This window comes from Peristeroidobacter agariperforans, from assembly GCF_004138335.1.
Classification (GTDB): Bacteria; Pseudomonadota; Gammaproteobacteria; order Steroidobacterales; family Steroidobacteraceae; genus Steroidobacter; species Steroidobacter agariperforans.
This window is the reverse complement of record NZ_RYFW01000003.1, coordinates 804,912-816,942: the sequence shown is the minus strand read 5'-3', so window position 1 is coordinate 816,942 and position 12,031 is coordinate 804,912. Positions and strand designations below refer to the sequence as shown.

Here is a 12,031-nt window from a genome sequence, read left to right as displayed (position 1 = left end):
CAACCTACGTTAACGACCCGCTCCAACGCGCACCGTGACCTGCCTCTAACGCGAGCCCAGCCCAATCAGGATCATCTCGAAAAAGGGAACTGCGTCGCGCCGCTCAGCACCGATTGAGCAGGCAACCGGTCGAGCCGAGTGACATAAGCAGCGCGCCCTCAAGCGACGACGACGTTCGATGCGACCTGTACACCTTGTTTGATCGCAAGCGTCACCGGCGTGCGCTCGATGATATCGGCGAGCCGTGCGCGCTGCTCCTCACTGATCGGAGCTGAGACCGAGACATCGCGCCTGATGCTCGGGGCGGTGTCCTTCGCACGTTTATAGTCGAGCGTCACGGTGACATTCCCCAGGTCCCAGCCCTTGCGATCGGCATACATGCGCAGCGTGATCGACGTGCACGATCCAAGTGCTGCGAGCAGGTAGTCGAACGGCGCCGGCCCCGCGTCGCCGCCGTCACGGTCCTTGGGCTCATCGGCTTTCAGCTGGTGCGAACCGCAAGTGACTTGTTGAACGTAGTTCGGATCGCCCGCTTTACCGACGACCGTAACTTGAGAAATGATCATGCTCGCCTCTTTTGATTGACGCGACTGGGCCGCATCCCGATAGACCGAATCTTCGGTCGGTTCGCCACGATCGGCAACCTTTTCATGCAGCCGCCAGCGTCGCAACCGTTACGGGCATCGCATACCATTGAGGGATGCTCCAGGCCACGACCTCCCCCGCCGACGACACGCCGCCCGTGTCGGCGCTATCGCCGTTCCGGTTTCCGGTGTTCCGGTCGATCTGGTTCGCGAGCGTCGCTTCCAACCTGGGTGGGTTGATTCAGACGGTGGGTGCGTCATGGATGATGACGTCCATCGCGAAATCGGCCGACATGGTCGCCCTGGTGCAAACCTCGGTGGCGCTGCCTATCGTGCTGCTGTCGTTATTTGCCGGTGCAATAGCGGACAGCCTGGATCGCCGCAAGGTGATGCTGGGTGCGCAGATTTTCATGCTGGTCGTGTCCACAGCGCTCACCGTGTGCGCATGGATGGGGCTCATCACTCCCTGGCTGCTGCTGATGTTCACGTTCCTGATCGGCTGCGGAGCCGCATTCAACGGACCAGCGTGGCAGGCATCCGTGGGCGACATGGTGCCGCGAGCACATCTCGCGGGCGCGGTTGCCATCAACAGCATGGGTTTCAATATTGCTCGCAGCGTCGGCCCGGCCATCGGCGGCGCAATCGTGGCGGCAGCGGGCGCGGCTGCGGCCTTTGCAGCGAACGCTGCAAGTTACATCGCGCTGATCGCGGTCCTCTCACGCTGGCGCCCTGTCCGCCCACCTCAACTGCTGCCTCGAGAAACGTTGGGCATCGCCGTCGCGGCGGGCATTCGTTACGTCTCCATGTCACCCTCGATCCGGCGCGTGCTGCTCCGAGGCGCCGTCTTCGGCATGGGCGCCAGCTCGGTGATGGCGCTACTGCCGCTCGTAGCAAGAGATTTACTCACTGGCGGCCCACTGATGTACGGCCTGCTGCTTGGCGCCTTCGGTGTCGGTGCAGTGGGCGGAGCACTCAGCAGTGCTCGCTTGCGTCAGCGACTTTCCTCGGAAGGACTGACTCGCGCAGCCTGCGTTGCATTCGCGATTGCCGCGGCCGTTACAGGCGTGAGCGAATGGTCGCCGCTGACAGTGACGATGATGATGATCGCCGGTGCGTCGTGGGTGCTGACGCTTTCGACGTTCAACGTTTCGGTCCAGCTCTCGACTCCGCGCTGGGTCGTCGCCCGCGCATTGTCGTTGTATCAAGTGACCACGTTCGGCGGCATGGCCGCCGGCAGCTGGCTGTGGGGCGTGACGTCTGAAAGCGACGGCGTTAGTCTCGCATTGTTTGCCGCCGCGTTGGTCATGGCGATCTGCGCCGCACTAGGCTTGCGCCTGCCGCTTTCGGAGACTGCCGATCTGAATCTGGATCCATTGCGCCGCTGGCAAGCGCCGGAAACCGCCGTGCCCGTCGAGGCGCGCACCGGCCCGGTCGTCATCACGATCGAATATCGGATTCGCGAAGAAGACGTGCTGGAGTTTCTCGCGGTGATGGCCGAACGCCGGCGCATTCGTAAACGTGACGGCGCGATGAACTGGATGTTACTTCGCGACCTCGCCGACCCTGCAGTCTGGGTGGAGCGCTATGCGACGCCGACATGGCTCGAATATATCCGACACAACAATCGTATGACGCAGGATGACGCAGACATCCCGCAACGCCTGCACGAGCTGCACCAAGGGCCAGGGTATCCCACGGTCAAGCGCATGATCGAGCGACAGACCGGCGCACTGCCGGCCGGCCATGTCTCGACATCTCACGACCTGGCCGAGCCGCTGACCGATCCGTCGCGCTCATCCTGAAGCTCACATCGACCGCGCATTACAAGCGCCCCCCACGCTTGTTTGCTAGCATCGATGTGCTCATCAAAAAGGGGGATTCATCGTGCCGACTCTGTATCACTGCGCCGACGCTCGTTCGCTCCGTGTGCTCTGGGCGCTCGAAGAACTCGATCTGCAGTACGAATTGAAAGTCCTGCCCTATCCGCCGCGACAGAAGGCGCCGGAATTTCTGCAGATCAATCCGGTCGGCACGGTGCCCTATCTCGTCGATGGCGATACTACGATGAACGAGTCCACGGCCATCCTGCAGTACATCGCCGTCAAGCACGGCGATGGCAAGCTCGCCGTCGCTTCGAGCGATCCTGCGTATGGCGCCTGGCTCAACTGGCTCGCGTTCGGCGAAGCGGCGTTGACCGTTCCGCTCGCGGCGGCATTGCGCTTCAGTTTTCTCGAGCCCGAAGACAAACGTCAGCCGGCGCTCGCCGAAGGCTTTCGCAGCACCTTCTTCGATAAACTCGGCGCCGCCGAAGCCGCCTTGGCGAACTCGAAATTTCTGTGCGCCGATCGCTTCACCGTCGCCGACATCTCCGTCGGCTACAACCTGCACCTCGCCGCGCGCATGCGCCTGCTCGAGCGCATGTCGCCGCGAATCCAAGCCTATTTCGCAGAGCTGCAGGCCCGCCCCGCCTATCAACGCGCGAAAGAGAAGCAGAAGGCCGCATAGGCCAAACCCCTAAATCAACCCGCGGTCGGCGGCAGCGCCTTGTATGTCGCTGCCCGACCCGCTATCTTCCCGCCCCGTCATTGGGGAGTAGCCGCCTTACGCAACGTAAGGAGCCGACGTCAACAGACTTGGTCGTAGACCATGGCGTCGGCGGCATCAGCCAGGCGAGACCTTTGACTTTGCGACCACGGCCGGGGCCGGCGGTGGACGTGGAGTCATGGGTATTGCGCCGCTGGCCCCGGGAGTCTCGATTCGTGGAAGCTTTGCTCAGCTCACTCGGCATGGTCGCGTTCGCCGAGATGGGCGATAAGACGCAGCTGTTGTCTTTCGTTCTCGCCGCCCGGTTTCGTGGCCAGCAGTGGCCCATCATCGCCGGCATCTTCATCGCCACCATCGTCAATCACGCACTCGCCGCGCTAGCCGGCGATTGGGTGGCCATGAAAGTCAGCCCTGACGTGATGCGCTGGGTGCTCGGCGTCGCCTTCCTCGCCTTCGCCGCGTGGGCCTTGGTTCCCGATACGCTCGATGAGACGGACGAAAGGAACAACAAGCATGGCGCCTTCCTCACGACGCTCGTGATGTTCTTCATCGCCGAGATGGGCGACAAGACGCAGCTCGCGACCGTCGCGCTCGGCGCTCAATTCGGCAGTCTGCTCGCGGTCACGATGGGCACCACGCTCGGCATGATGGTGGCGAACGTTCCCGCCGTCCTGCTCGGCGAAACCCTGGCGAAACGCTTCCCCCTGAGCAAAATGCGCTTTATCGCGGCCGCCATATTCGCGATCTTCGGCGTGCTGATCCTGCTCAAGGTGAACTTGGGACTGGGATTCGGCGGCGTGTAATCGATGGCGCGTCATCCGCGGATATCGCCATCGACATAGAGCCAGCGCTCACTCTCTTTCACAAAGCGGCTGCGCTCATGTAGCCGCGCCGCGGAGCCGCCGCCGATTCGAAAGCGGGCGATGAATTCAACTTCTGCGCTGTCCGGTCCAGTGACGCGGCTATCGACGATTTTCAGCCCGAGCCACTTCTGATTGCGATCGAACTCGACCGATTTGGGCCGCTGCGTGCTGTGCCACGTCGCAAGCAGATAGGGCTCATTGCACATCACGAATGCCGAATAGCGCGAGCGCATCAGCGATTCTGCATCGGGCGCGGGCTCGCCGGCGTGCCAGCGCCCACAACAGCGCTCATAAGCGAGGGACGAGCCGCACGGACACATTGTTTCTGTCGGACGCTTCATCGCGGAGTCGCGCTCTTCAGTGCAACGGTTCCAGTGCGCTCCTGAAAGCGCCGAACCGCGGCGTCGATGGTAAAAAAGAAATGGTCGCCGCCCAACGCACTATACAAGCCCGAGCGCCGCATGACCTCTCGCACCGGCGCCTTCACGCCAGCGATATAGAACGTAATGCCCTTCTTCTTGAACTCATCGGACAGCTGATGGAGCGCCGTGTCCGCGGACGAATCGAGATCGTTCACTGCGCTGGCATCCAGGATCAACGCCTGCAGCTCGCCCTCATAGCGATCGCAGATCTCGTGCAGGCGCTCTTTCAAGAACACCACGTTTGCGAAGTACAGCGACGCGTCGATGCGCAGGATGACCAGGCCGGGAATGGTTTCCGCTTCGGGAAAGTGCTCCACATTGCGGAAGATGTTGGTGTTGGGCAGCCGGCCGAGGATGGCTGTGTACGGCCGCGTGTTCAACGTGATGAACAACAGGATCGAAGCGACGATCCCCAGCAGCAGCCCGGGCATCACGCCGAATACAAGGGTCGCAAGGAACGTGAAGACCAGCAGTAATCCCTCGGTGATCTTCACGTTGAACAGGTATCGGATCTCGCGCGTATCGATCAGCCGCAGCGACGACACGACCAGAATAGCTGCCAAGGCGACATTGGGCAGATAAGTAAACAGTGGCGTGAGGAACAAGGCGATCAACAGAATGCACAGCGCCGTGACGATAGCGGCAAGCGGCGTCTTCGCCCCCGCTGTCGCATTGAGCGCCGACCGCCCCAAACTGCCGGACACGGCGTAACCCTGCGACACGCTGGCACTGATATTGGCCAGCCCCAAAGCCGTGAGCTCACGATTCGCATCGATGTCATAACTATATTTGTTGCCGAGCGACTTGCCGACCGACACCGTTTGCGCGAAGCCAACGAGCGCCATCGTCAACGCCAGCGGCAGCAATTGTTTGATCTGCGCCCAGTCGAAATCGGGGACGCTGAGATGCGGCATGCCTCGCGGCACATGACCCAGCACAGCGACGCCATGCAGATCGAGGCGGAACGCGAACGACAACACTGTGCACACCACGACCATGGTCAACGGCCCCGGCGCCTTGGGAGAGAGCTTCGTGAAACCCAACAACAGCAGAATGCAGCTGAGGCCGATGGCGAGCGTGGCCAGATTCGCTTGATCGGCTCGCGACACCACGTCGATCACAGCCTCATACAAATAGGGAAACCGATGCTGTGGAATGCCGAGAATGTGATGCAGCTGGCCCAGTACCGTGATGATGGCAATGCCCGACGTGAACCCCGCCAGCACGGGATAAGAAAGAAAGTTCACCAGGAACCCGAGCCGCAGCCCGCCCATCAGGAGCTGCGAGACGCCGATCACCGCCGTAAGCAAGATAGCGAGTGCGATGTAAGTCGCCGTACCGGCCGTCGCGATCGTGCTCAACCCGAGCACCAGCATCAGCGAGTCGACGGTCACGGGGCCCGTCGATGTCTGCCTGCCGCTGCCGGTCAGCGCGTACATGATCATGGGCAGGATGGATGCATACAAACCCATCACAGGGGGCAGCCCCGCGAGCAATGCGTATGCAATGCCTTGCGGCACCAACAATGCCGCGACGGTGATGCCCGCGAGCACTTCCGTGCGCAGCTTGAATTTTCCGTACACCGCCTCCCCGCCCGCTAGCGGGAACAAACGTTTCAGCAGCGCGCGCCAGTCGCGCACTTCGGCGGTTTCTCTGACCGCGGCGCCCGCCTGCTCGACCGCCCGTTGCACGCTCGCGCCTTGTTGCTTTTCGTGGTGCTGGACGTAATGATCGGCGGCCGCGAACAGCGTTCGCTCGCTGGCCGAATTCGGCGACGGCACCTGCAAGGCTTGCAACATCAGCTCGTACGGACCGATTTTGATGCGCTCGCCCGGGTGCACGACGTGTCTTTGAATACGATGCGAGCCGACGAAGGTGCCGTTGGAGCTGCCGAGATCTTCGATGATGCAGCCGCCCGCGTCGCTGATGAGCACGGCGTGCTTCCAGCTGACCTGCGAGTCCTTCAAGTGAATGTGGCTGGCGGGATCGCGGCCGATGGCCATGGAGCCGGCGGTCAAACCATAGTCGCGGTGGGAGCCATCGACGCCTCGCACGGTGACTTTGTTCACGCCCGCTCTCGTTATTCTCCCCAGCACGGAATGATACGCCGAGCTGCGGCGATGTGACTACGGACCTTTTATATACAACTAGCCGTCTTCGCGCCGGAATGGATACCGGTCGCGGATGTGCTCGTTGAAGTACTCGCCCTTGGAGAACGAGCGGCGCATGGCGGCATAGGTGTCGTCGGCAACGCCTTCGTAAACGTAGCGCCGGCCGGAGCGGAACAGGACACGCAGCTCCCGCTTGCCGGCGTCGTACTCGAACGACTGAATCACCGTCGAAGGCATGGGGGCGAAACGTGCATTATTTCGCCGGGGTTCCGCCAGCCGGTGGCGCGCGGCGCGCACCGGCTACAAGCCCTGGAGCGCGCCTTGCGGATTCGCCTTATTGATCGTCACGCAGACGACTTGCGTAATGCCGCGAAAGGCCCCATGGTGCATTCGTGGGGCGCCGCTGTGGAGCTTTCCCCGACGGGAACAACTCGACAGGCGCCCGAGTACTTTCAATAGGCCATTTAAAGGCTTATGGGACGAAGGAAGCTCGCATGCAGATACAAGTGAACCACGACAATCGCGTCCGCCTCGCCGAAGACACTGCCGAACGGCTGTCTAGAACGGTCGAGGACTATCTGGCGAAGTTCGCCGATCGCATTACCCGGGTGGAGATGCACCTGGGCGATCTCAACGGCGGCAAAGGAGGCCCGGACAAACGCTGCATGCTGGAAGCACGCATGTCGAATCTGCAACCCATCGCTGTGACTCACCACGCCGAGACCGTCCAGCTTGCCATCGACGGCGCGCTGGAGAGGCTCGATCACGCCATCAGCCACGCCATCGGCAAGCGCGAAACGCACTGACGATAGCGCCGCGCGTCAGTAGACGCGCGTCTCACAATCCCGCTGCTCGACGTCGCAAGGAAGCGATCGTCGGCGTGGGCTACAGCCAGGTCGACCCGAGCAGCCTGCGGAAGTTGCCGCCCAGCACGGCGAGCACGTTCTGCTCGGAATAGCCGCGACGGAACAGAGCTTCCGTCAAATCGAAGACCTTCTTCGGATGATCGAAGCCCTCGATGTCGATCTTGTCGCGGAAGCCGTAGCTGGCTTTGTATGAACCGCGCAGCATCTTCAGCTGATCCGGCGGCATGTCGTCGTAGCCATTGAGATCGGCATCCGAGCCGATGCCGACGTGCTCGATGCCAACCAGCTTCACGACATGATCGATGTGATCGACGAAATGTTCGATGGTCGTGGGCTCTTTGTCGCGCACGAACATGCGCACAGCGGTGATGCCCATCACCCCGCCCTTCGCCGCGAGCTTCTGAATCGCCTCGTCACTCTTCAGGCGCGGATGGTTCAGGAGAGCGCGGCAGTTGGAGTGCGTAATGGCAATCGGCTTGGGCGAGATCTCGATGGCATCGAGCGTCGTTTTGTCGCCGCAGTGGGACACATCGACAAGCATGCCCACTTCGTTCATGGCCTGAATGATTTCCACACCGAAGTCGGTCACTCCGCCATCGACACGCTCGGTGCTGCCGCTGCCCAGCAGGTTCTGCGCGTTGTAAGTGAGCTGCGAGCAGCGCTGGCCGAGTTGATAAAACGCCTTCACATCCTCCTTCTTGCGGAAGTGCTCGGAATTCTGGAGGCCTGTGATCACGGCGACTTTGCGCTCGGCTTTGGCGCGATCGATGTCGGCCGCGGTATTCACCAGTGTGAATACATGCGAGTTGCGCCCGACGTAGCCTTGCCAGGCCGCGATGAAGGACAGCGTGTCTTCCACCGCCGACGGCCCGCCGGTGCCGATGGAATTGTGGAATGCGGTGATGCCGGAAGTCCGAAACATCTCGGCTTCGGCATCGGTCATGCGGCCGGCATAAGCTTCGGGCGCGAAGTTGATCTTCAACGGCCCGAGCATGTCGATCACGATGGCCCGCTCCACCGCGCGCATGGTCTTTGCCGAATATTTCGTCGGCGAGTCCGCGAACGCCTGGTACTGGCCCATGTTGATCATCGGCAGGCCCGTGCTGAGCACGGTCGCAGCAGCGGCGGACTTCAATACGGAGCGGCGAGTGATCACGTCGAATCCCCAAGGCTTTTGTGGTGGCTCCGCAGCGTATCGCACGCGGGATCGCGAAAGTCGCGAAATCGCGATCCATGCGACTTGGATGGGCTAGAATCTCCGCATGAGCTCGAGCGACGTAACCATCTACCACAACCCCGCTTGCGGGAATTCTCGCAACACGCTGGCGTTGATCCGTGAGCGCGGCATCGAGCCGCAGGTCATCGAGTATCTGAAGACGCCGCCGGACCGGAAAACGTTGCTGGATCTGCTCAAGAAAACGAAGCTCACGGCGCGCGAGCTGCTGCGAGAGAAGGAAGTCGAGAAGCTGGGCTTGGGCGACTCGTCCAAGTGGAGCGATGCCGAGATCGTTGATCAGATGCTCGAGCATCCTATCCTCATGAACCGCCCGATCGTGATTACGCCGCTCGGCGCGGTGCTCAGCCGTCCGCCGGAAACCGTGCTGAAGATCCTGCCGCCCAAGGCCTGACGACAGGATCCTCGCTCGACCCGTTACCAAACGTACTCGAGCTGCGCCCAGAACTTCGTCGTGTCCTGATACGCGGCGGGCGTCTGCCCTTCGTGTGCTTCGTATAGCGCGACCTTGAGTAAGCCGACGAAGCGCTGATACTTGCCCTGCAACTGCAGATCGACCTCCTCGCCCAGATCCTGCGACAGTCGCTCCGACTCGAAGTTGCGATACACGACGGTTGCAGACAGCGTGTCCAACATCGCCACGCCCTTGGCGAGATAGCCGACGCTCACATATTTATCGTCGATCCCATTGACGGGTGTCGTCAGGAACTTGTCGGCCCAGCCGTGGAACTTGTGCATGGTCGCCAGTGGCGTCGAGAAGCCGACCGTGCCGTTGCCCTCCATCACTTCCTGCCCCAACGTCAGGCTGTATTGGCGATACGTGCCGGTCAATTCGACCGAGTAGTAGTCGAGATCGAAGCTGAGCGGGTTGCTGCCGTAGTCGCTCTGCCGCGCGAACGTCGCCGCGTACGCCATCTTGAGCTTACTCAACGGACGCTCGCCCGCGAGCCTCCCGCCAAACGTCTCGCTGGATACTCGCACTGGATCCAGTGCCACCGGCACGCCATTCAGATGATCGAAGTCGAGCCAGTATCCAAATGCGCTGAGCTTGCCGAATCCGAACTGATAGGCGGCATTCGCGAGCACGCCGTCGCCCTGATACCGACCTTGCGGCGACTCACGGCCGAAGATGCGATTGACCTGGTTCAAGTAGGTCGCGTCCAGGGTGAGCGCCGTCGTTGGCTTGTTGACGATGCGCACGGCGTCGAACGTTTGCTCGTTCTGGCGCCAGGGAGAGATGCCTACGAAGCGCTGGTCGTCGAGTACGATGCGCTGTCGACCGAGCGTCATCGTCGTGCCAGGCAACGACGTATTCACCAACTGCAACCGGTTGATCTCCTCACTCTCCGGATCGGTGATGACCGGATAGTTGAGATTGCGGGGACGCGCCGGATCGTCACGATAGCGACCGGCCAGCTCGGTGATCACTTCGCCTTCGGCCAGGAAGGTCGTGTTCCATGCTTTGCCGGTTTCGAAACCGAGGCGCAGGCGCAATGTTTCGGCGTCCGCCTCCTCCGCCAATGGCGTTTGATCCACGCCCTCGTAACGGAGCCGCGCATCGAAAATCGGCTTCGACTCGCTCAGCGCGCCGCCCAGAACACCGAAATCCCCGGCATGGGTCGAGCCTGGAGCTGCCATCGCCAGCACCATGCCCACGCCCAAGCCACTTCGTTGACCCCATGAACGCATTGTTTTCGCCCTCCGAGAGCGCTTGTTGACCGATTATGCGGCGTGCGTCTGCTGGCGCCCGCAAGATTCTAGAAATGCCAGGAGCTCGTTCCGATAGTGGTAGTACATCGGGTGCTCCAGTAACTGCTTGCGCGTCCGCGGCCGCGGCAGATCGATCTGCATGATCCGCCCGATCCGCGCATGCGGACCGTTGGTCATCATCACCACGCGATCGGCCAGCAGAATGGCTTCGTCCACGTCGTGCGTAACGCAGATGGCAGTCACTTTATTGCGCTTCCAGACTTCCATGAGCACTTCCTGCAGCTCCCAGCGCGTCAGCGCATCGAGCATGCCGAACGGCTCATCCAATAGAAGCAACTTTGGCGAAAGCGCAAACGCCCGGGCCAGACCGACCCGTTGTTTCATCCCGTTCGACAACTCACTCGCCTTCTTCTCGAGCACGTCGCCCAAGCCGACGCGCGCCAGGTAGTACTCGACGATGTCGTTTCGTTCCTGCTCGCTGGCGTGCGGGTACACGCGATTCACGCCCAGCTCGACATTCTCGCGAGCGGTCAGCCACGGCAAGAGACTCGGCGCTTGAAAGACGACGCCACGATCGGGACCGGCAGATGTGACTTCGCGAGCATCCAGGGTGATGCCGCCGCCGGAAACCTCGCTCAGCCCCGCCACCATGGACAGTACCGTCGACTTACCGCAGCCCGAATGCCCGATGAGTGAAATGAACTCACCCTTGCGAATATCGAGCTGGAATCGATCGACGACGGTCAGCGGCCCCTTCGGGGTCGGGTAGACCTTGGTGACATCGTAGAACTCGACGAACTTATCGACATTCTCGGCGGGCTTCGGCCGCGTTGCCTTGCGCATGGTCTTCGGCACAGGCGGTTCGATTGGAACAATCGCTGGCAACGCTCGCGTAGTGCTGGCGGCAGCGCCACGCTGCCGGCTCAAGCTCATCAAGTACTGAGAGATCTGTGCGCGGAGCCGTCGATAGGAGCCATCTTCGTTGACCGCCATCCGATCGCGCGGACGCGGCAGATCGACTTTGAACTCACGCCCCAGTGTCGCTCGCGGGCCGGGCTCGAGCGCGATGATGCGATCTGCCAGCAACAGCGCCTCATCCACATCGTTGGTTACTAGGATGACCGTCTTGCGTTGGCGCTCCCAGATGGCTTCGATCTCGTCCTGCAGGCGTGAGCGTGTGAGCGCATCCAACGCTGACAACGGCTCATCGAGCAGCAGCACCTTGGGATCCATTGCCAAAGCTCTCGCCACCGCGACACGCTGACGCATGCCCCCCGACAACTCCGCGGGCCGACGATCGACTGCGTGAGTCAGGCCGACCATCTCGATGTATTTGCGAACGTGCGCGTGCCGCTGCTCGGCCGACCACTTGGGAAACACGCTGTCGACGGCCAGAGCGACGTTACTCTGGACCGTCAACAATGGCAGCAATGAATAATTTTGAAATACCACGCCCCGATCCGGCGCTGGCCCGCTGACGGGCCGGCCCTGGAACAGCACCTCGCCTGCATCCGGCTGGATCAGGCCGGCGATGGTCGAGATCAACGTGGTTTTGCCGCTGCCTGAAAAGCCGACGATGGCGACGAACTCGCCCTCTGCGATGCTCAAGTTAACGTCACTGAGCACCTCGGCCTGTTGCTCCCCCGAGCCGTAGTTCTTTGCTACGCCTTTGAGTTGCAGAAATGACATGGCGACCT

Annotated in this window: 12 protein-coding genes and 1 riboswitch; of the genes, 5 read left to right on the top strand and 7 right to left on the bottom strand. The window is 61.7% G+C overall.

Annotation, left to right across the window (positions count from 1 at the left end):
* Positions 1 to 158 precede the first annotated feature (158 nt).
* A complete protein-coding gene (locus EK373_RS25675; protein WP_129647304.1) occupies positions 159 to 566 on the bottom strand; it encodes an OsmC family protein in 408 nt (135 codons plus the stop codon).
* Positions 567 to 700: 134 nt separating this feature from the next.
* Between EK373_RS25675 and EK373_RS25670 the strand changes: the two genes are divergently transcribed.
* The 3 genes from EK373_RS25670 to EK373_RS25660 all read left to right on the top strand — a co-directional run bounded on the left by EK373_RS25670 (position 701) and on the right by EK373_RS25660 (position 3,931).
* On the top strand, positions 701 to 2,386 hold the full coding sequence (locus EK373_RS25670; protein ID WP_129647303.1) for an MFS transporter: 1,686 nt from the start codon (positions 701 to 703) through the stop codon (positions 2,384 to 2,386).
* Positions 2,387 to 2,468: 82 nt separating this feature from the next.
* Positions 2,469 to 3,089 (top strand): glutathione S-transferase family protein, encoded by a 621-nt coding sequence (locus tag EK373_RS25665; protein WP_129647301.1) that lies wholly within the window; start codon positions 2,469 to 2,471, stop codon positions 3,087 to 3,089.
* A gap of 70 nt (positions 3,090 to 3,159) precedes the next feature.
* Positions 3,160 to 3,337, top strand: a riboswitch (yybP-ykoY riboswitch).
* Positions 3,338 to 3,343: 6 nt separating this feature from the next.
* Positions 3,344 to 3,931: a TMEM165/GDT1 family protein gene (locus tag EK373_RS25660; protein WP_129647299.1), complete on the top strand. Its 588-nt coding sequence runs from the start codon at positions 3,344 to 3,346 to the stop codon at positions 3,929 to 3,931.
* Positions 3,932 to 3,942: 11 nt separating this feature from the next.
* Here the strand turns inward: EK373_RS25660 and EK373_RS25655 are convergent, their stop codons facing one another.
* The 3 genes from EK373_RS25655 to EK373_RS25645 all read right to left on the bottom strand — a co-directional run bounded on the left by EK373_RS25655 (position 3,943) and on the right by EK373_RS25645 (position 6,761).
* Positions 3,943 to 4,332: a YchJ family protein gene (locus tag EK373_RS25655; protein WP_129647297.1), complete on the bottom strand. Its 390-nt coding sequence runs from the start codon at positions 4,330 to 4,332 to the stop codon at positions 3,943 to 3,945.
* A complete protein-coding gene (sulP, locus tag EK373_RS25650) occupies positions 4,329 to 6,482 on the bottom strand; it encodes a sulfate permease (protein WP_129647295.1) in 2,154 nt (717 codons plus the stop codon). Before sulP ends, EK373_RS25655 begins: the two co-directional genes overlap by 4 nt.
* A gap of 78 nt (positions 6,483 to 6,560) precedes the next feature.
* Positions 6,561 to 6,761: a KTSC domain-containing protein gene (locus EK373_RS25645; RefSeq protein WP_129647293.1), complete on the bottom strand. Its 201-nt coding sequence runs from the start codon at positions 6,759 to 6,761 to the stop codon at positions 6,561 to 6,563.
* A 257-nt stretch (positions 6,762 to 7,018) separates the two neighbouring features.
* Here EK373_RS25645 and EK373_RS25640 point away from each other — a divergent pair, with 257 nt between their 5' ends.
* Complete coding sequence (locus EK373_RS25640; RefSeq protein WP_129647291.1) at positions 7,019 to 7,330, top strand: HPF/RaiA family ribosome-associated protein; 312 nt, start codon at positions 7,019 to 7,021, stop codon at positions 7,328 to 7,330.
* Between the two features lie 79 nt (positions 7,331 to 7,409).
* On the opposite strand, the gene EK373_RS25635 is transcribed toward EK373_RS25640, so the two are convergent.
* Entirely contained in the window at positions 7,410 to 8,546 is a 1,137-nt protein-coding gene (locus tag EK373_RS25635; protein ID WP_198683639.1) for a dipeptidase, read from the bottom strand.
* A gap of 106 nt (positions 8,547 to 8,652) precedes the next feature.
* Here EK373_RS25635 and arsC point away from each other — a divergent pair, with 106 nt between their 5' ends.
* The gene (gene arsC / locus EK373_RS25630) at positions 8,653 to 9,018 is read left to right on the top strand and encodes an arsenate reductase (glutaredoxin) (protein ID WP_129647289.1); all 366 of its coding nucleotides are present in this window, start codon (positions 8,653 to 8,655) and stop codon (positions 9,016 to 9,018) included.
* A gap of 23 nt (positions 9,019 to 9,041) precedes the next feature.
* On the opposite strand, the gene EK373_RS25625 is transcribed toward arsC, so the two are convergent.
* Together EK373_RS25625 and EK373_RS25620 are read right to left on the bottom strand one after the other, a co-directional pair.
* Positions 9,042 to 10,313: an alginate export family protein gene (locus EK373_RS25625; protein WP_129647287.1), complete on the bottom strand. Its 1,272-nt coding sequence runs from the start codon at positions 10,311 to 10,313 to the stop codon at positions 9,042 to 9,044.
* 33 nt (positions 10,314 to 10,346) lie between these two features.
* Positions 10,347 to 12,023, bottom strand: coding sequence for an ABC transporter ATP-binding protein (locus EK373_RS25620; protein WP_129647285.1), 1,677 nt, complete (start codon positions 12,021 to 12,023; stop codon positions 10,347 to 10,349).
* Positions 12,024 to 12,031: the final 8 nt, after the last annotated feature.

What these genes read in the sequence shown, in the direction of transcription:
- EK373_RS25645 (WP_129647293.1), bottom strand. Translation starts at nt 6,761, where the DNA reads ATGCCTTCGACGGTGATTCAGTCGTTCGAGTACGACGCCGGCAAGCGG.
- EK373_RS25625 (WP_129647287.1), bottom strand. Translation starts at nt 10,313, where the DNA reads ATGCGTTCATGGGGTCAACGAAGTGGCTTGGGCGTGGGCATGGTGCTG.
- EK373_RS25675 (WP_129647304.1), bottom strand. Translation starts at nt 566, where the DNA reads ATGATCATTTCTCAAGTTACGGTCGTCGGTAAAGCGGGCGATCCGAAC.
- EK373_RS25655 (WP_129647297.1), bottom strand. Translation starts at nt 4,332, where the DNA reads ATGAAGCGTCCGACAGAAACAATGTGTCCGTGCGGCTCGTCCCTCGCT.
- EK373_RS25670 (WP_129647303.1), top strand. Translation starts at nt 701, where the DNA reads ATGCTCCAGGCCACGACCTCCCCCGCCGACGACACGCCGCCCGTGTCG.
- EK373_RS25640 (WP_129647291.1), top strand. Translation starts at nt 7,019, where the DNA reads ATGCAGATACAAGTGAACCACGACAATCGCGTCCGCCTCGCCGAAGAC.
- arsC (WP_129647289.1), top strand. Translation starts at nt 8,653, where the DNA reads ATGAGCTCGAGCGACGTAACCATCTACCACAACCCCGCTTGCGGGAAT.
- EK373_RS25620 (WP_129647285.1), bottom strand. Translation starts at nt 12,023, where the DNA reads ATGTCATTTCTGCAACTCAAAGGCGTAGCAAAGAACTACGGCTCGGGG.